This is a genomic window from Selenomonas ruminantium subsp. lactilytica TAM6421, assembly GCF_000284095.1.
GTDB lineage: Bacteria > Bacillota > Negativicutes > Selenomonadales > Selenomonadaceae > Selenomonas_A > Selenomonas_A lactilytica.
Genome location: NC_017068.1, coordinates 215,949 through 233,678, shown reverse-complemented (window position 1 = coordinate 233,678; position 17,730 = coordinate 215,949). Strand labels below are relative to the sequence as shown.

The window sequence follows — 17,730 nt, the reverse complement described above, 5'->3', positions numbered from 1 at the left end:
CCACCAATTTCACCCCATTTTATAGGGAATATAGTCCCCACCACCAGGCACATATAAGCACATGAAAACAATTCCATAGAATAGACTATGCCGCGCAAAAGCAATTACAAACTCTATTTTGCAAACAAAATTCCATCTGCATACTCAACCTACAGAAATTATAAATTTTTTAGAATCCCCCCCACAATCAGCCCTCAGCTGCATCATGACCGTTGTTATTCTCATCTATTTTAGGACTTTTATCCCAATAAAAAAATATTATCTATATAAAAAAATTATAAGAGCTATACCATAAGCCTCAGGCATATGCCCGTTGCCTGATATTCAATTGCCAATTTTCTTTCTTTAATCCTCATGCATGTTTACAGGGCGAAAACAAAACTCCAACAGAAATCATCTTTTTTTGCCAGTTAACTTTTATTGTGTTAGAATAGGGCTTGTGACAAATATGGTAAAGATGACATCGATTCGAGTCATACTTTAGGAGGTTTTTACATGTTAATATTACGTACTGTTCAGGAAATCAAGGATTATGCCGCCCAGCAGAAGGCCCAGGGCAAGACCATCGGTCTCGTGCCCACCATGGGCGCCCTGCACGAGGGCCATCTGACGCTGATGCGGGCTGCCCGCGCCAAATGCGATATCGTCATCGCCTCGGTGTTCGTTAACCCCACCCAGTTTGGCCCCAACGAGGACTATGATGCTTACCCCCGCCAGTTCGCAGCTGACTGCACGAAACTGGAATCCGTAGGCATTGACGCCGTCTTCCATCCGGAGCCTGCCGAGATGTATCCCGAAGGCTACTGCACCTATGTCACTGTGGAAGGGGATATCACCCATAAACTCTGCGGCGCCCAGCGCCCCGGCCATTTCCGCGGCGTGGCTACGGTAGTCACCAAGCTCATCAACCTTTCCCGGGCTGACGAAGCCTTCTTCGGCCAGAAGGACGCCCAGCAGGTGACGGTTATCCGCCGTTTCGTAGAAGACCTCAATATCAACGTGCATATCAATATGGTCCCCATTGCCCGGGAGGAATCCGGCCTTGCCCGCAGCTCCCGCAATGTATACCTTTCCCCGGCAGAAAAGGAAGCCGCCCTGGTACTCTCCCGCAGCCTGAAGGTTGCCAAACATGCCTATGCCGCAGGCGAGCGAAAGATCTCGGCGCTGGAAAATATCGTCACCGAAGAATTGCATAAGGAACCCATGGCCAGTATCGACTATGTCAAGGCCTACGCCTATCCTTCCCTCAAACCGCTGACGGAAGTAAGCGAAGACACACTGCTGGCCATTGCCGTGAAAATCGGCAAGACCCGCCTGATCGACAATGTGATTCTCTCTGCCTAAGGAAAGGAAATATCAACAATGCTCTTGAACATGCTCAAAGGAAAAATCCACTGCGCCACCGTTACCGAAGCAAATCTTGCTTACATGGGCAGCATCACCATCGATGAGGAGCTCATGGAAAAGGCTGGCATCCTGCCCAACGAGCGCGTGCAGGTCGTGGACAACAATAACGGCGCCCGCCTGGAAACCTACACCATCCCCGGCCCCCGTGGGTCCGGCGTCATCTGCCTCAACGGCGCCGCCGCTCGCCTGGCCCAGCCCGGCGATATCGTCATCATCATGGCCTACGCCCTCTTCACCGAAGAAGAAGGCCGCGCCCATAAGCCAAAAGTCGTAATGGTAGACGAGCAGAACAAAGTCCGAGAAGTACGCACCGTAGAATATCACGGGCAAACCAACTAAATTATTAAGCAATAAATAATATAGCATTCCCCAACACATAATGCTATAATGGACGTATCGGGAGACATAGAACTAGAAAATCCCCCCACAATGGCGGTTGTGGGGGGATTTTTGTACCCTTTACACTTTTAGTGGTTCAACCAACACTTGAATAACTCAAGCAGGATTCCCACAACCAGCGGGCAGAGTACATACCGAATGAACTCCTGGGAGATCATAGAACTTCACCTCCTCTCACGAGAAGATATTTTCATTATAGCGCAATATATGTATTATAAAAGACTTATAACATTTTGCCCGAGCACGAAAGGAATTTGCCCTTCCTTTGCGAATATACTATACTAGAGAATAATTACGAGATAAAGGAAGGTATCCCCTATGGTTACGATAAAGCAGATTGCTGAACTCTGCGGTGTGTCCCGGGGCACAGTGGACCGGGTGCTCAACAAGCGGGGCAATGTGAAGCCCGAAAAGGAAAAACTCATCGTAGAGATGGCCAAAAAGCTCAACTACCACCCCAATCCCGCCGGCCAGGCCCTGGCCGCCCGCAAGAAACATCCTGTACTGGGCGTGCTGATTGCCTCCGAAGGCGTACAGTTCTTTGACGACGTGCTCACCACCATGCACCATGCCGCCGACCGCTATGCCTCCTATGGCCTCGAGGTTATCTGGCGCAGCATGAAGGGCTTCGACGCGGCGGAACAATGCCGCATCATTGATGAACTGAAAACCCAATGCCGCGGCCTCATCATCAATCCCGTCAATGACCAGCAAGTTATCGATAAAATCAATGAATGTGCAGCGGACGGTCTCTTCGTGGTGACACTGAACAACGATGTAGAAGCCAGCCGCCGCCATTGTTATGTGGGCAGCGACTATCTTCAGGGCGGCCGTACCGCCGGTGCCCTGATGAAGATGATCTGCCCCGCCCCCCTCAAAGCGGGCGTACTCCTGGGCTCCCGCAATATGCTGGGACATCAGCAGCGCCTTGTCGGCTTTCAGGAGGTTATGGAAGGATATGACTTCACCCTGCTGGGGGTAGAAGAAACCGCCGATGACGATATGCAGGCCTATGAGGCCGCCCGCAGGCTTATCGATGATCATCCGGAAATCAATGCCCTATTCGTCGTCTCCTCCGGCGGCTACGGCACTGCCCGGGCCATTCAGGCCGCCAATCGGAAGGATATCACCATCGTGGCCTTCGACACCATCCCCAGCACCATCGATATGATGCAGAAAGGCCTGATCAAAGCTGCCCTCTACCAGCATCCCCACCAGCAGGGGCGCCGCGCCATGCAGGTGATGTTTGACTATCTGGTGAACGGCAGCCTGCCGGAACAGAGTGCCTATATCATGCGCAATGAGATCCGGATTCTCGAAAACGTAGCCGATTAGTAGTGCGATACTATGAGCAAAGCCCGGGGGCACTATTTCTTCCGCTGAGACGCTTACGCGCCAAACGCTCCAGAAATAGTGCCCCCGGGCTTTTTAAGTTGTGCTTTTTTCTGACTATACGATTTTAAAATTTGCCGCCGCCTCCGCCGTGGCTACTGTCGCTGCAGGAAGATGAGCTGCTGTCATCATTCTTGGACTTGGCCACCCGGGTTACGGTGGTATAGAGGAAGGTATCCTGATTCCGGCTGAGGTGGAAGCTGCCCTGAGTCAGGTAGGCGCTGGCTTCTGACGCGGGGTTCACATTGCTCATGCTGCTGATGAGTCCACCCCGGAAGGCCCAGGCGGCAAAGAGAGCCAATAGCACGGCCACAGCAGCCGCCGTATAGCTGAACTCATTGGCGGGATCGTAAGGTTCTCCCGTTTCCTCGTAGTAGGTCAGATACTTGTCCACCCCGTCCACAAAGGCCCCGAAGCTTTCCGCATAGTTGCCATCGGACAGATCCTCCAGGAACATATCTTTCAGCCCATCTATCCCGACGCCGTCCACAATGCGTTGCCGCATGGTGTTGTCCGTGGAGATGTACCAGTCCCGGCTGCCCATGGCAATCAGGAAAACGATGCTGCCATTTTGGCCGCCTGCATAATGTTCATCCAGTACATTATTGGCCAGCTTGCCGGCCTTCATGCCGCTGGGCAGGTTTTTCAGGGTGTAGATACCGATCCTGACCTGATGTTTCTCCTCCACGGCCTTGATTTTCTCGGTGAGCTTTTCCACTTGGGCCTTGGTTAAAATTGAGGCCTTGTCCACCACCGGCGCCCCCAATTCCACCGATGCCGGCCCATTGGCCGCCGCTTTCTTCTCCACCCGGGGCTGGTCTGCGGCCTCACTGCCTGCCGGCAGCACCGCTCCCCAGGCTACGGCCATACATACCAAAACCAAAGCCAGGCGCATAATTATTTTTTTCATCATCATACCTCCCGGCTCAGATCAGATTCAACAGGAATTTCGTCACATAGTATACGATGGGCAGGGTTATGACGAAGGCCAAAGCAGCAAAAAGCAGGGATTTCGTCTGGTCATAGGGCAGGCTTCCCACCACTTTCCCCGTCTGGCCGTTCATCATGAAGGTATAGGGCTTGCCCTCATAGCGAGTGGTCACAATCCACACCGGCGCCATGGCATAGACCACCGCCCCGGACTGTTTCTTCACCTCGGAGGACTCGCAGCTATAGGTATCAAAGCCCTGCACCGTGTCCGTCAGCACGTCAAGGGCGCTCTGCTGCACCCGCTTGTCTGCCCGGGGCACGGAGGTCTCCGCATCCACGTCGTACTTATCCGCCAGAAAGCCCGTCATATAGGCATTGCTGAAAGGCACCATCTCACTGTAATCAAAGGGCTCAATGCTCTCCATATAGGTGTCGTCCATCTTCTCGCTGCCGTCCACAGGAATCCGGGCAAAGGCCATGCTCCCCTGGCGCAGGCATTTGTAATGGAAGGTTGTCGTCACCGTTTCATCGCTGGTCTCATGAACCTCATGTTTCTCCGCCTTGAACTCGGCAAAGGCCTCCACCTCGGAATCAAAAAGCCAGAAGGGCACATACATGGCCTGAATGGCTTCAATACGATTCTGCGTCTTGAACAGACTCGGCAACAGCCATTTGCCATCGTAGAATTTCCTGAGCGCCGCCTTGGCCTCCTCCTTGGTCTTCTTGAAGGGGATGATGTAGTCAGGCTTGAGCATGCCATCAAAGCGCTGGGGAATCATCACCGCATGGCCGCAATAGCAGCACTCAGTGGCCATGGTATTGCCGTCGGCCACGATTTCCGCCCCGCAGGATTCGCAGACAAAGGTCTTGAAGGCCGCCGCTTCCTCGGCAGTCCAGTCGCCGCCGGCCACCGCCGTATCCCACTTCTTGTCCTGCTTTTCCGCAGCCTGGGCGGCCATATCCTCCTTGGCTCGAAAAAGCTCCTCAATGGCAGCCGCATCCAACTCCGTACCGCAATAATCACAGGTTATCTTCTGGGTACCGGGCTTGAAGTCCAGCGGTGCGCTGCAATTGGGGCATTTATAGGCCACAGAATTACTGGCCATATTTCCACCTCCCTTGGTTCAGCTCTGCCATCATGGACGGGGCTTGCCGCATTCGGCACAGAACTTGCCGCTGTTCTTCGCTCCGCAGCTGCAGACCCAGTCTCCGGCAGGACGTGGCTTGCCGCATTCGGAACAGAATTTGCCCGTATTCTTGGCCCCGCATTCACAGGTCCAGCCATCATCCGGTTTGGCCGCACCGCATTCCGAGCAGAACTTGCCCGTATTGCCGGCCTTGCCACAGGCACAGGTCCATCCCCCTGCGGCACCTGCCGCCGGAGCCGCAGGCCGTGCCTGTGCGGCCTGCGCTGCTCTTTGCGCCTGCCCCTGGGCCATCAAATCCCCCACATTGACACCGCCGGCCTGGCCGGCCATATTCATGCCCATAAAGCCAACAGCGGCGCCGCCCTCGTTTTTGGCCGCATCCCGCAGGGCATCAGCCTGGGCTGCCCCATAGAAACCGGCCATCAACGATGGATCGCGTCCGAGGACCGCCGCTTCCTGCATCTTCTGCAGTTTTTCCAGCACGGCCTGGCTTTCATCGGTGAGGCTTACGCTGGCCACCGCCACCGAAACGACCTCAATGCCGCGCAGGTTGCCCCATTTCTGGCTGAGGCTGTCGTTCAGGGCATCGGCAATATCCGCCGAATGGGCTTCCAGTTCATCGTAGCCCACCCGCATGGCGGAAATCTTTGCCATGGCCGGTTTCAGGGCCATCATGAGTTCAGATTTGAGCTGACTGTCAATCTCCTCACGGCTGAAGGTATCACTGACATTGCTGGCAATATTGGTATAGAACAGGATGGGATTGGTAATCCGGTAGCTGTACTCACCGAAGCAGCGAATCTGGATAGTCTGCTCATAGTTCAGCGTATCATCCCGCACCTTGAATGCAATCGGCGAAGGCGTGCCGAACTTGTTGCCATAGATTTCCTTGGTATTCACATAATAGACACGCTGATCGCGCCCCGTATCCCCGCCAAAGGAGAAACGCCGCCCGATTTCTGCAAAGACCTTGGGAATCGTACTGGACAGGTCGCCGGCAAAGAGTGACGGTTCTGTTGCCCGGTCATAGGTATATTCACCCGGCTCAGCGCAGATATCCACAACCTCACCATTTTCCACAATGATCAGGCACTGGCCATTATTGACTGCCACTCGCGAGCCCTGGGAAATGATGTTGTCATCCCCCTTGTTTGATGAACCGGAGCCCGTCTTCTTGTGCCCCTTGGCCATCAAAACATCCGGCGGCAGACTGTCACAATAGATATACTCCTTCCACTGATCCCCCAGCACGCCGCCTACAGCGCCAATGCCTGCTTGTAAAAGTCCCATAATCAAAACCTCCTGTAAACGTAATTCCCTCTCTAACTAGCTCTATAAACTATGTAATTTCGTGCCTCCCGTTCCAAATTCCCCCTTGCAATGAAAAAATAAAAATGCTATACTAAAAAAGTCGTTGCGGGCATAGTTCATCGGTAGAATGAAAGCTTCCCAAGCTTTAGAGGTGGGTTCGACTCCCATTGCCCGCTCCATATGATCTTACAGGAGTTGCGAAAGCAACTCCTTTTTTGCTATAAGGAGGCGTATTTATGAGCAATAAGAAAATCATTTTTCTCGATGTAGACGGGACTTTAGTGGATTATGACAATGTCCTGCCGGAATCGGCGGTGGAGGCTATCCGGCAGGCGCGGCAGAACGGGCATCGCGTCTATATCTCCACAGGGCGCAGCCGAGCGGAGGTTTATCAGCATATCTGGGATATCGGGCTCGATGGCATGATTGGCGGCAATGGCAGTTATGTGGAGGATAATGGCCAGGCCATCATGCATCAGGTCCTGAGCGCCGCCGACAGCCATCATATCGTGGACTGGCTGCATGAACGCGGGCTGGAGTTCTTCCTCGAGAGCAACAACGGTCTCTTTGCCAGTGAGAACTTCGAAACCGCCGGGGAACCCTTGATGCAGGAATACGCCTACCGCAAAGGACAGGAAAACGCCCGCCATCTCACAGTGCGGGACTGCTTCCCGGAAATGATTTTCGGCGGCGAGCTTTATCGCGACGATCTGAACAAGATCAGCTTCATCCTCAAGAGCTATCAGGACTTCTTAGCTGCGAAGCAGGAATTTGCCCATCTGAAACTCGGCACCTGGGGCGGTGCGGGGGAAAAGGCCCTGTTTGGTGATATCGGCCCTGCCGGTGTCAGCAAGGACCATGCCATCGATGTATTGCTGAAGCATATCGGCGCGGATAAGGCCGATACAATTGCCTTCGGCGATGCCAAGATCGACATCCCCATGTTCGCCTACTGCGCCCGGAGCGTCTGCATGGGCAATGGCGGTGACGAAGCAAAGGCTGCGGCTGATCTCATCACGGATGCTGTAGCTGAAGACGGTATCTATCACGCCTTCCAGCGCCTGCAGCTAATATGATTTTTTCCATGAAAAAAGGCTATGAAAGCACTTGTTCGCTTTCATAGCCTTCTTTTTACGCCAGCACGTAGACTTCGATGCTTCTTCTGCCGAAGTTCATGCATTCGCCATAGGTTTCCATGCACAGGTCCACCTTCTGGCCGCGGATGGCGCCACCGGTATCGGCAGCGATTGCCACGCCATAGCCAGGAATGTAAACCCGGGAACCCAATGGAATGACTCTGGGATCTACGGCTACCACACCACGCTGGGCGGGAATGCCCATAGCAGTCATGCCCGTGCCGCTGCCATCGGTGGGAAGGTACGCCGTCGCTTCCATGGTGTAGGCGGCAGAGTAGGCCATCATGCCCATCTCCGTCTGCACTCTCGGACGCATTTGTTCTTCACGCATACGCTGCAATGCCGCTTGCTTTTTGGCACTGTCAGTTAATACTATGTCCATGTTCGCCTGAATTTTCTTATCCAGTCCCTGGGATGCCTCCACATCCTCCAGATTGTAGCCCAACTCGATCAGGGCGTCGCCTACGGTCTGCTTGCTGGTCATGACGGATTTCGTCTGACCGTTGTACGATACCGTTACCGGGACCGCGCGGTAAACGGTGATTTTCGTGTTCTTGCCATCCTTTTCCAGATGGTATTCGTCATTGGCGCTAAGTTTCACACCATTTTTGCCTAAGATAAAGGCGGGGTTCGTATGATTCGTAGTGGTCGTAATTGTCTTGCCATCGGCCACAATGGTCACTTGATGCCAACCATCCGGCAACGTGGTCTTGGTAAAACCCGTTGTCATCATCATCATAGCTGCGAGCATCAGGCACAGCATGACTTTTTTTTCTTTATGATTAATGCGGAAGATCTTTTTTATACTCATTGAAAGCCCCCTTGTAACTTTGGTGAAGAACTTTGCGTAGTATAGCATGGAATTTAGAACCTTGTCAAATTCCATACTACTATTCTCCCACATTTTGCTGAAAAACACATGAAAAATGGGAATAAAAAAGCGGCGGACGCCACTTTTCAGTGTTTGTCCACCACTTTTGCCCAAAAACAGCCATTTTCAGGGTTCAGATGCCGTATAATTCCTCAGCATTGATTGAGGTTTGTTTAGCCACCATTTCCATGGAAATCCCCCTTATTTCGGCTACTTTCTCCGCCACATAGGTGACGAAAGCCGGTTCATTCTGCTTGCCGCGCATGGGTACAGGGGCCAGATATGGGGCATCTGTTTCCACCAAAATGCGTTCCAAAGGAAATTTTTCCACAATCTCGGGGAGCTTGGCTGCGTTCTTGTAAGTCAGAGGGCCATCCACGCCGATAAACCAGCCCATTTTGTAGATTTCCTGGGCCATTTCCCAGCTGCCTGAGAAGCAATGCAATACGCCCCGCAAGCCTTTTCCCTCTTTTTTGAGGATAGCCAGTGTATCTCCATGGGCCTCCCGGTCATGGATGCAGACGGGCAGGTGCAGCTGCCGGGCCAGATCCAGCTGATGGATGAACATCCGGCGCTGGAGTTCCCGTTTCGCCTCATCCTTTTCCCAGTAATAATCCAGACCAATCTCACCAATGGCCACCACCCGTTTTTCCTGGGTCCAGGCCGCCAGCTGGTCATCCTCCGCTGATGTGATTTCATAGATCTCTTCGGGATGAATGCCCACACCGGCATAGACGCCTTCATATTGGGCGGCCAGTTCCACGGCCTTGGCCGAAGATTTCATGGTATCCCCCATATTGATCAGCCGCGTCACCCCGGCTTCTCTGGCCCGCTGGATCACTTCTGCCTCGCTACCTGCGAATTTCCCGTCATTGAGATGGGTATGGGTATCAACCAGTTCAAACTGTGCCATCTCAGCGTACCGTGGAGCCTACCGGCATATCCACCGACAGCACCTGCAGGTCATCGCCGTTGGAAGCAGCCAGCACCATGCCATGGGAAACAATGCCACGGATCTTGGCGGGTTTCAGGTTGATGACCATGACCACATTCTTGCCAACGAGATCAGCCGGTTCATAATGCTTGGCGATACCGGAGACGATCTCGCGCTGCTCGTCCCCCAGATCCACGGTGAGTTTCAGCAGTTTTTCCGTCTTGGGCACAGGTTCAGCGGAGAGCACCTTGACCACCCGCAGATGGATCTTGGCAAAGTCGTCAATGCTGACTTCGGCGTTTTCCTCAGCGGCCTTTTCCTGTTTTTCCTGCTTGTTTTTCTTTTCCTTGGCAGGTTTAGCAGCCTTGGCTGGAGTTTCTTCCTTCTCCACTTCGATGCGGGGGAAGAGCTGTTCCGGCGTGCCTACCTTATGGCCGCCGGCAATGCCGCCCCAGGTCTTGATATCGTCAAGCTGCACATCGGCGAATTTGCCGGGCAGATTCAGCTGCTGCCAGATGCGTTCTGCTGTAATGGGCATGAACGGGCTGATCAGCACGCTGATCTGGCGCAGGGATTCAGCCAGGTTGTACATGACATTGGCCAGTTCCTGCTTCTTCGTCTCGTCCTTGGCCAAAGCCCAGGGAGCCGTTTCGTCGATATATTTGTTGGCGCGGCTGATGAAGGCCCAGACCTTCTTGATGGACAGGGAAAGTTCCATCTTTTCCATATTCTCGGCAAAGTAGGAAACCGTTTCAGCGGCATCAGCCTTGAGGCTCTTGTCGATGTCACTTTCGCCCTGGGGTGCAATCAGCACGCCGTCCTGGAACTTGCCTACCATGTTCAACGTGCGGTGCAAGAGGTTGCCCAGATCGTTGGCCAGATCGCTGTTGATGCGCTGGATCAGGGCATCGCGGCTAAAATTGCCGTCCTGTCCCAGGTTGATTTCCCGCAGCAGGAAGTAGCGGATGGCATCAGCACCGAATTCGTCGATAAGGCCGATGGGATCGATGACATTGCCCTTGGACTTGCTCATCTTATCGCCGTCCACGATCAGCCAGCCATGGCCATAGACCTTTTCCGGCAACGGCAAATCAAGGGCCATAAGGATGCAGGGCCAGATGATGGTATGGAAGCGCACGATTTCCTTGCCCACGAGATGCAGATTGGCCGGCCAGTATTTGTTGAACTTCTCCGGATCATCCAGGAAGCCAATCGGCGTCAGGTAGTTGGTCAGAGCGTCGAACCAAACGTAGATGACGTGCTTCTCATCCATGGGCACGGGAATGCCCCAGTCAAAGGACGTACGGGAGATGCAGAGATCTTCCAGCCCCTGCTTGATGAAGTTGATCATTTCGTTGCGGCGGGAAACCGGCTGGATGAAATCCGGATGTTCTTCGATATAGTTCAGGATGCGATCCTGATAGTTGCTCATCTTGAAGAAGTACGCTTCCTCGGAAACTTCCTGCACAGGGCGGCCGCAGTCCGGGCAGCAGCCGTTCTCGTCCAGCTGATGTTCCGTCCAGTAGCTTTCGCAGGGGGTGCAGTAAAGGCCTTTGTATTCCCCTTTATAGATATCGCCCTTGGCATAGATGCGACGGAAAATCTCCTGCACCACTTTTTCATGGCGCTTTTCCGTGGTGCGGATGAAGTCATCGTTGCTGATGTTGAGCTTCTGCCAGAGATTCTGGAAGCCTGCCACGATCTTGTCCGTGTATTCGATGGGCTTGATGCCGGCTTCTTCGGCCTTCTGCTGGATTTTCTGACCGTGCTCGTCAGAGCCCGTCAGGAAGAATACATCATCCCCGGCCAGGCGATGGAAGCGGGCAATGGAGTCCGCAATGGTGGTGCAGTAAGCATGACCGATATGCAGCTTGGCACTGGGATAATAAATCGGCGTAGTGATGTAAAATGGTTTCTTTTCAGACATGGAAAATGATCCTCCTTATATTGACGCCCGCAAATGATTCGGACGTATGTTATCTCGTTATGGAATACAATTTATTTCTGGGGCAGCATCACGATAGCTACAGGCAGGTTGGATGCCCCCGGCGGGGAAAACTCAAACACCGTTTCCCCCCGGCCATTGCTCTGGCCTAAAGAGGCCAACTCCGTATTCCGGGCGATATACCAGGAGCCGGCCTCGCGTTTGGCCTGCACTTCATCGCTCTCGGGTTCTGTACGGTCGCCGAAATAGGTGCGGCTGCCCGGCGTGGGGAACAGGGTATAGGTCCTGGCCGTATTGAAGCTCCGCATGGCCCCGGCATAGACGCCGCCCAGCGGGCTCAGGTAATACTTGACCGCGCCGGCATCCACCGGCAGTTCCAACCGGTAGTTGATGCCATAGTTGCCATAGTTAATGACCTGACTGCCATCGGTGGCATCGATACCCGTGCGGTATTTATCCACCTTGTCATCGGCCAGCATGAAATACACACCGCCGTCCTCGGCAGGGTTATAGATCTTCTTGGCCGACATCACCCGATCCATGCCCTTGAAGGTACCACGCAAACGCATTTCATCCTTGGGCAGCACTGGCAGTTCTTCGGCTGCCGTCACGGGATCGCCATAGGCGTCCAGCATCAGGACCGTCACCAGCACGCTGTGATCCGCATGGAAATCAAAGACGCCATAGGTGAGTTCACCGGGCTGCAGGATGGTCATATTCATTTTTTCCTGAATCAGTCTTGCTGTCCCGGGGGGCAGGGAAAGTTTCTGCGATTTCTCCTCCCGGAAATACTCCAGCTGCGTGGCCTTCCCCACCTTCAGATAATCACTGCTGGGGGTTCCATTGCCGCTGCGGGTGATGATGACGTCATTGCGGCCATTGTACTCGTTTTTCAGCACCACTGCCAATTTTTTGGGCTCATCGCTGTTATTCAGGTGATAGAACAACACACGGGCATCCCCCTGAACAGAATCCTGATAGAGGATGCCGTTGGTCGTCACATATTCCGGACTGTCGGAAAAGAGCAGCGTGCCCCCTTCATCCCGGCTGACCATATCCCAGCGGGTGAGGTTTTGGTTCAAAGACGCTGCCGGCCGCTTGACGGCTGCCGTTTTCTGTTCCTGTTCCTTTTCTTTCTCTTTTTCAGAGGCACTCAGGATACCTCTGATACGCTGCATGAGATTCGTCTGCGTTCCCTCCTCCTGGGCTGGCGCAGGCTGCACCTTGTCGAGATGCACAACGGTAGTGGCGCCGCTGGTGGCAGCATGACGCGCCATTGCCATCTGGGGAAAACACAGGGTGCCTGCCGCCAAAACAGCTAAGATCTTTCGTTTCACATTCATCAAGTCAAATCTTCCTTACTAATTCATTCACTGAGCAAATGCTGCTTGATTCCCATCTTGGTAAGCGCCTCGGCCTTGAAAATCCGCAGCTTGAACTCCGTCAACCCCAGATGGGGACGGGGGATATTGATGCGCTGGAGCAGATAGGGATTGGTCTGGAAGGTATTCAGCCCCCCATCACCGGTAACTGCCGTCAAATACTCATTTTCCTTGAGCATGGCCGGCATGTCCTCATCATAAGCGCCATTGGGATAAGAGAAGGTGAAGATGGTCTTGAGGCCATTCCACTCCATCAGCAGCTTGGAAAGCTTCATTTCCTCAGCCTGCTTCTCCCGGTCCAGCGTGGTCAGGGGCTGATGGTTGGCCGTATGGCTGCCGATCTCCATACCACGGTTCTGCATATCCCGCAGCTGGTTCCAGGACAGATATCCCTTGCGGCCAATGCTGTTGGTGATCATATAGACCGTGCCCTTCATGCCCCGCTCTTCCAGCATGGGCAGCAAAGTGGTGTAATTGTCATCATAGCCGTCATCAAAGGTCAGGATCACCGGCTTGTCCGGCAGTTCCTGCTTGCCCTTCTTGGCCCGCATATAATCCTGCATGGAGATGGTGGTATAGCCTTCCGCCCGCAGATAGTCCAGCTGCTGGGCAAAGTCAGCCACCGGCACGGCATAAGCTGCGCCATCTTCACCGATCTCATCGCAGATATGATGGTACTCCAGCACCAAAATTCCCTGGGGCGCCGGTGTCAGCGTCAGCCAGGAAATAAAAACCAACAGGACAAAGGCCAGCAGCCCCAGCCCATATTTAACGTAACGCAATCTTTACTTCCTCTCCTCCTGGGCAGCTAATTCTTTTAGCTTCCGCATTCTATGGTTCATGCCGGACTTGCTGATGCCCAGCATTTCCGCCAGCTCCTGCAGGGTGGCATCAGGATTCTCCAGCCGGGCCTTGGCCGCCGCCCGCAGCTTGGGGGGCAGTTTTGCCAAGCGTCCAGTTTTTTCCATCTCCCGGATAACGGCCAGCTGACGGCCGGCAGCATCCACGGCCTTCTGGAGATTGGCCGTTTCACAGTTGACCAGCCGGTTGACCTGTTCCCGGACTTCCTTGACATTGCGGGCCACTTCGAAGCTTTCCACGGCTTCATCGGCTTCCACCATGCCCAAAAAGTCAATGACCGAATCCCCTTCCTTGATATAGACCACATAAGCATCCTTCCGGTCCACAAAACCGGCAGGAAAGCCCATGCGACGCAGCAAATCATGCAGCAGATTCCCCAGCTCATAGCTGCCGGTGACCAATTCCAGATGATAGGCCGCCTCGGGCCGGTTCACACTGCCGCCCCCCTGAAAGGCGCCACGCAGGTAAGCGATGCGGCAGCATTGCTTCTTGAGGATGCCTCTGTCATTTTCCATATTGAGGCTGTCCTCATGGAGGAAGCCGATCCGCTGGAACAGTTCATTGACCTTCCGGGACGGCACGGCCCGTACCGTATAGCTGTTATTCTTGTTGAGCTGCCGGGAGCGGCGCACGGTGATTTCCGTCCGCAGGTTCTCCCCCTCGCTTTTCAGGAGCTGCAGCACCTTGCGGGCCACGGCCGCATTCTTCGAGGTGAAATTCAGCCCAAAGGTATGGCCTGCGCCAATGGTCAGAGTTGCCCCCATGCGCAGCAGGGCCGCCAGCTCTGCCCCGCGGCAGCAGCTATCTTCATAATACAGGCGGGCCAGTTCATTTTTCACCTCAGTGGCAAAAGATGGCATCGCCAGCCTCCTTACTCACTTGACAAAAACTTACTTGACTTCAAATTTCTTCAGGGCACTGGGCTGCAGGTGGTAAACCATATTCATCACAGCCTTGCTGAGCTTGTCCGGATCATGGCGGATCACTTCGTTCTCATTGATGATATCCGCCTTGACGAAGCCCACACCCAATGCGTTGATGGCATCCTCATCCACCTCTACAGGATAAGCCCCCTTGGAAGCATAGTAATCCTGCATGTCCGGCGAAATCACAGCATCGTTGACCAGCATGTAGTCGATGATGCCCTTGCCGCCATGGTCGATGATGGCCTTGGCATGCATGGAAGCCGTATAGCCGTCCGTTTCGCCGGGCTGACTCATGACATTGCAGATATAGATCTTGATGGCCTTGCTCTTGCGGATGGCATCGGCAACGCCGTCCACCAGCAGGTTGGGCATGATGCTCGTATAGAGGCTGCCCGGCCCCAGGATGATGGCATCGGCATTGGTCAAAGCATCCAAGGCCGACTGCACCGGCTGTACCTTTTCCGGAAACAGCCGCACCCGCTTGATCCTTTTATGGACCTCGGGAATCCGGGATTCCCCTTCCACCACGGTGCCATCCTCCATGATGGCATCCAGGCGCACATGATCCTTGGAGGCAGGCAGTACCTGCCCCTTGACCGCCAGGACCTTGGAAGATTCCTGCAGGGCCTGTTCCATATCTCCCGTGACCTCATTCATCGCCGCGATGAAGAGGTTGCCGAAGCTATGGCCGGCCAGTTCCGTTTCCCCTTTGAAGCGGTATTGGAACAATTTTTCCATCAAGGGTTCCGTATCAGCCAGGGCCACCAGGCAGTTGCGCAGGTCCCCCGGCGGGATGATGCCGAATTCTTCCCGCAATCGCCCGGAAGAGCCGCCGTCATCGGCCACCGTCACCACCGCCGTCACATTGGTGGTGGCCGCCTTGATGCCGCGCAGCAGCACCGAAAGGCCATGGCCGCCGCCCACCACTGCCACATTGGGGCCCTTGCCCAGACGGCGTTTTTCATAGATGATATCCACCAGCCGTTCCGAATTGTCCGGCAGCAGCACCATGATGACCGAGCGGATGACATAGCGGGTAGCCGCCAGCATCAGCACACCGCCCATTACGACTACCAAAATCCCAATGATGGTGGTGGTGGAATAGTCATAGGTGCCCTTCCAGAGATAAACAGCCTGAAAGATGGCTTCCTCAATGGCATCTAAGTATTTATAGTTAAAAACCAGGGCCAATCCCAGGCTCACCAGCATAACCCCTGCGGAAAAGAGCAGGAGCCAGCGCTTGAATTTCATGCCGGGATAGAGCCATTTTAACAAATGCATTCCTTAGCACTCCTCACGCACGTGTTCCCACACATCGTTTTTCATCAGATCCCGGTGTTCCAGCTTCACGGGCAGGCCCTTGTCCTTGAGCCGGTCAAAGATATGTTTGGCAATGAATACGCTGCGGTGCATGCCGCCGGTGCAGCCCACAGCAATGACCAGCTGACTCTTGCCTTCCTTCACATACTGGGGCACGAGGAAATCCATCATGGCGTCCAGATGTTCCACGAAGTCCTGGGTTACCGGCCACTTGGCGATGTATTCCGCCACTTCCGGCACCGCGCCGCTCTTATGGCGCATGGATTCGATATAGAAGGGATTGGGCAGGAAACGCACGTCAAAGACCATGTCAGCATCCAGCGGCATGCCGAATTTGAAGCCGAAGGACAGCACATTGATGCTCATCTGCTCCCCGTCACTGTTGCCGAAAATCCGATGGATCTTATCCCGCAGTTCCACCTTCTTGAGTTCCGATGTGTCGATGATATAAGTGGCCTTTGCCCGGGCCGGCGAGAGCCGCTCCCGCTCCTTGGCAATGCCATCGGAAATCCGCGAGGATGGCGCCATGGGATGGCGGCGGCGGGTTTCCTTATAACGCCGGATAATGCAAGAGTCGGAAGCATCCATAAAGAGCATCTCATAGGGCACATCTGCCTTGTCCATATCATCCAATACATGGATAAAGGTATCGAAGAATTCCCGGCTGCGGGTATCCACCACCAGCACGACCTTGCCCACATGGTCACCGGCGTGCTTGCAGAGTTCCACGAATTTCGGGATAAAGACCGGTGGCAGATTGTCCACCACAAAATAGCCCAGATCCTCCATATAACGGCAGGCCTGGGTTTTGCCGCCGCCGCTCATGCCGGTGACGATGACCAGCCGGAATTTATCTTCCCTGGCCTGGGTATTTTCCATTTCCGTAGTTTCTTCCATTCCAGTCACCTGCCTTACTGTTCGAGAATGTATTTATGGACGGCCTGCGCCCAGCCATCCTCATCGCAATTGCCCGTCACCGCATCGGTCACGGCCTTGATCTCGTCCTCAGCGTTATCCATGGCCACGCTGAACCCTGCCGCCTTGAGCATGGGCAGGTCGTTTCTGGCATCGCCGATGGCCATGGTCTCGCTGATGTCAATATCCAGGAGTTCCGCCAATTTCTGCAGGCCTGCCGCCTTGGACACGCCCGGCGCGATGATTTCGATGAAATCCGGCGCGGACTGCGTCATGGCAATGGTGTCACCGAACTCGGCCTGCAGTTCCGCCATCCATTCCTGGGTGACTTCCGCCCCGGAGGTGATGATCAGCATCTTGTACATCTTGCTGACCTTTTCCTTCATCCCGTCATAACCGATCTCTTCACCGATCACCTTCTGACTGATCTCATAGCGCTTGGAGAAGGCACCGTAATCGGAATAATAGAGCTCATCGCCGCTATAGGACTGCAGATACCAGTTCCGCGCCGCACAGAAATCCGCAATGCGGCAGCAGATATCTTCATCTAAATAATGTTCATAATAAATTTTGCCTGAAGTGGATTTGATCAGCGCCCCATTATAGGTGATGATGGGCACATCCAGCCCCAACGCCTCAGCCACCGGCAATGCCGCCCGATACATGCGCCCCGTGGCAATGGTCACCACCACGCCGGCTTTGGCCGCAGCCTGCGCCGCCGCAATATTGCCCGCCGAAACCGGCTTGCCGCCCCGCAAGAGCGTGCCGTCCAGATCCGTCGCCAGTAATTTTATCGCCATAAAAATGCCCCCTTGTGGTATTTTTATCATTAATATTTACAATATCTACAATT

General features: G+C 54.2%; 16 protein-coding genes and 1 tRNA gene. 5 read left to right on the top strand and 12 right to left on the bottom strand.

Features of this window, described 5'->3' with window-relative positions; genetic code table 11:
• Nucleotides 1-495 precede the first annotated feature (495 nt).
• From panC to SELR_RS01100, 3 genes are all read left to right on the top strand, one after another.
• Entirely contained in the window at nt 496-1,344 is an 849-nt protein-coding gene (gene panC / locus SELR_RS01110; protein WP_014423353.1) for a pantoate--beta-alanine ligase, read from the top strand.
• Between the two features lie 18 nt (nt 1,345-1,362).
• Nucleotides 1,363-1,746 (top strand): aspartate 1-decarboxylase, encoded by a 384-nt coding sequence (panD, locus tag SELR_RS01105; RefSeq protein WP_014423352.1) that lies wholly within the window; start codon nt 1,363-1,365, stop codon nt 1,744-1,746.
• 378 nt (nt 1,747-2,124) lie between these two features.
• On the top strand, nt 2,125-3,141 hold the full coding sequence (locus tag SELR_RS01100) for a LacI family DNA-binding transcriptional regulator (RefSeq protein ID WP_014423351.1): 1,017 nt from the start codon (nt 2,125-2,127) through the stop codon (nt 3,139-3,141).
• 124 nt (nt 3,142-3,265) lie between these two features.
• Here the strand turns inward: SELR_RS01100 and SELR_RS01095 are convergent, their stop codons facing one another.
• From SELR_RS01095 to SELR_RS01085, 3 genes are read right to left on the bottom strand one after another with little or no spacing between them, the layout of a single operon-like run.
• Nucleotides 3,266-4,108 carry a TPM domain-containing protein gene (locus tag SELR_RS01095; RefSeq protein ID WP_050992724.1) on the bottom strand — a complete coding sequence of 281 codons (843 nt, stop codon included), beginning with the start codon at nt 4,106-4,108 and terminating at the stop codon, nt 3,266-3,268.
• 16 nt (nt 4,109-4,124) lie between these two features.
• Nucleotides 4,125-5,234: a TFIIB-type zinc ribbon-containing protein gene (locus SELR_RS01090; RefSeq protein ID WP_014423349.1), complete on the bottom strand. Its 1,110-nt coding sequence runs from the start codon at nt 5,232-5,234 to the stop codon at nt 4,125-4,127.
• Between the two features lie 30 nt (nt 5,235-5,264).
• The gene (locus SELR_RS01085) at nt 5,265-6,566 is read right to left on the bottom strand and encodes an SPFH domain-containing protein (protein WP_014423348.1); all 1,302 of its coding nucleotides are present in this window, start codon (nt 6,564-6,566) and stop codon (nt 5,265-5,267) included.
• 126 nt (nt 6,567-6,692) lie between these two features.
• Here SELR_RS01085 and SELR_RS01080 point away from each other — a divergent pair.
• Together SELR_RS01080 and SELR_RS01075 are read left to right on the top strand one after the other, a co-directional pair.
• Nucleotides 6,693-6,766, top strand: a tRNA-Gly gene (locus SELR_RS01080).
• Nucleotides 6,767-6,823: 57 nt separating this feature from the next.
• Nucleotides 6,824-7,663, top strand: coding sequence for an HAD family hydrolase (locus tag SELR_RS01075; RefSeq protein ID WP_014423347.1), 840 nt, complete (start codon nt 6,824-6,826; stop codon nt 7,661-7,663).
• Nucleotides 7,664-7,718: 55 nt separating this feature from the next.
• Here the strand turns inward: SELR_RS01075 and SELR_RS01070 are convergent, their stop codons facing one another.
• From SELR_RS01070 to SELR_RS01030, 9 genes are all read right to left on the bottom strand, one after another.
• Nucleotides 7,719-8,534: a G5 and 3D domain-containing protein gene (locus SELR_RS01070; protein ID WP_014423346.1), complete on the bottom strand. Its 816-nt coding sequence runs from the start codon at nt 8,532-8,534 to the stop codon at nt 7,719-7,721.
• A gap of 193 nt (nt 8,535-8,727) precedes the next feature.
• A complete protein-coding gene (locus SELR_RS01065; RefSeq protein ID WP_014423345.1) occupies nt 8,728-9,507 on the bottom strand; it encodes a TatD family hydrolase in 780 nt (259 codons plus the stop codon).
• Nucleotide 9,508: 1 nt separating this feature from the next.
• Nucleotides 9,509-11,455 carry a methionine--tRNA ligase gene (metG, locus tag SELR_RS01060; RefSeq protein ID WP_014423344.1) on the bottom strand — a complete coding sequence of 649 codons (1,947 nt, stop codon included), beginning with the start codon at nt 11,453-11,455 and terminating at the stop codon, nt 9,509-9,511.
• A 71-nt stretch (nt 11,456-11,526) separates the two neighbouring features.
• Nucleotides 11,527-12,816: a hypothetical protein gene (locus tag SELR_RS01055; RefSeq protein ID WP_014423343.1), complete on the bottom strand. Its 1,290-nt coding sequence runs from the start codon at nt 12,814-12,816 to the stop codon at nt 11,527-11,529.
• Between the two features lie 23 nt (nt 12,817-12,839).
• Nucleotides 12,840-13,637: a polysaccharide deacetylase family protein gene (locus tag SELR_RS01050; protein ID WP_014423342.1), complete on the bottom strand. Its 798-nt coding sequence runs from the start codon at nt 13,635-13,637 to the stop codon at nt 12,840-12,842.
• Nucleotides 13,638-13,640: 3 nt separating this feature from the next.
• Entirely contained in the window at nt 13,641-14,576 is a 936-nt protein-coding gene (gene whiA / locus SELR_RS01045) for a DNA-binding protein WhiA (RefSeq protein WP_014423341.1), read from the bottom strand.
• Between the two features lie 30 nt (nt 14,577-14,606).
• On the bottom strand, nt 14,607-15,923 hold the full coding sequence (locus SELR_RS01040; protein ID WP_014423340.1) for a gluconeogenesis factor YvcK family protein: 1,317 nt from the start codon (nt 15,921-15,923) through the stop codon (nt 14,607-14,609).
• 3 nt (nt 15,924-15,926) lie between these two features.
• Nucleotides 15,927-16,859, bottom strand: coding sequence for an RNase adapter RapZ (gene rapZ / locus SELR_RS01035; RefSeq protein WP_014423339.1), 933 nt, complete (start codon nt 16,857-16,859; stop codon nt 15,927-15,929).
• Nucleotides 16,860-16,873: 14 nt separating this feature from the next.
• Nucleotides 16,874-17,677 carry a Cof-type HAD-IIB family hydrolase gene (locus tag SELR_RS01030; RefSeq protein WP_014423338.1) on the bottom strand — a complete coding sequence of 268 codons (804 nt, stop codon included), beginning with the start codon at nt 17,675-17,677 and terminating at the stop codon, nt 16,874-16,876.
• Nucleotides 17,678-17,730: the final 53 nt, after the last annotated feature.

Coding starts and splice junctions, on each gene's coding strand:
- SELR_RS01030 (WP_014423338.1), bottom strand. CDS start 17,677: ATGGCGATAAAATTACTGGCGACGGATCTGGACGGCACGCTCTTGCGG.
- SELR_RS01040 (WP_014423340.1), bottom strand. CDS start 15,923: ATGCATTTGTTAAAATGGCTCTATCCCGGCATGAAATTCAAGCGCTGG.
- SELR_RS01095 (WP_050992724.1), bottom strand. CDS start 4,108: ATGAAAAAAATAATTATGCGCCTGGCTTTGGTTTTGGTATGTATGGCC.
- rapZ (WP_014423339.1), bottom strand. CDS start 16,859: ATGGAAGAAACTACGGAAATGGAAAATACCCAGGCCAGGGAAGATAAA.
- SELR_RS01075 (WP_014423347.1), top strand. CDS start 6,824: ATGAGCAATAAGAAAATCATTTTTCTCGATGTAGACGGGACTTTAGTG.
- SELR_RS01055 (WP_014423343.1), bottom strand. CDS start 12,816: ATGAATGTGAAACGAAAGATCTTAGCTGTTTTGGCGGCAGGCACCCTG.
- panC (WP_014423353.1), top strand. CDS start 496: ATGTTAATATTACGTACTGTTCAGGAAATCAAGGATTATGCCGCCCAG.
- metG (WP_014423344.1), bottom strand. CDS start 11,455: ATGTCTGAAAAGAAACCATTTTACATCACTACGCCGATTTATTATCCC.
- SELR_RS01090 (WP_014423349.1), bottom strand. CDS start 5,234: ATGGCCAGTAATTCTGTGGCCTATAAATGCCCCAATTGCAGCGCACCG.
- SELR_RS01085 (WP_014423348.1), bottom strand. CDS start 6,566: ATGGGACTTTTACAAGCAGGCATTGGCGCTGTAGGCGGCGTGCTGGGG.
- SELR_RS01070 (WP_014423346.1), bottom strand. CDS start 8,534: ATGAGTATAAAAAAGATCTTCCGCATTAATCATAAAGAAAAAAAAGTC.
- SELR_RS01065 (WP_014423345.1), bottom strand. CDS start 9,507: ATGGCACAGTTTGAACTGGTTGATACCCATACCCATCTCAATGACGGG.
- panD (WP_014423352.1), top strand. CDS start 1,363: ATGCTCTTGAACATGCTCAAAGGAAAAATCCACTGCGCCACCGTTACC.
- whiA (WP_014423341.1), bottom strand. CDS start 14,576: ATGCCATCTTTTGCCACTGAGGTGAAAAATGAACTGGCCCGCCTGTAT.
- SELR_RS01100 (WP_014423351.1), top strand. CDS start 2,125: ATGGTTACGATAAAGCAGATTGCTGAACTCTGCGGTGTGTCCCGGGGC.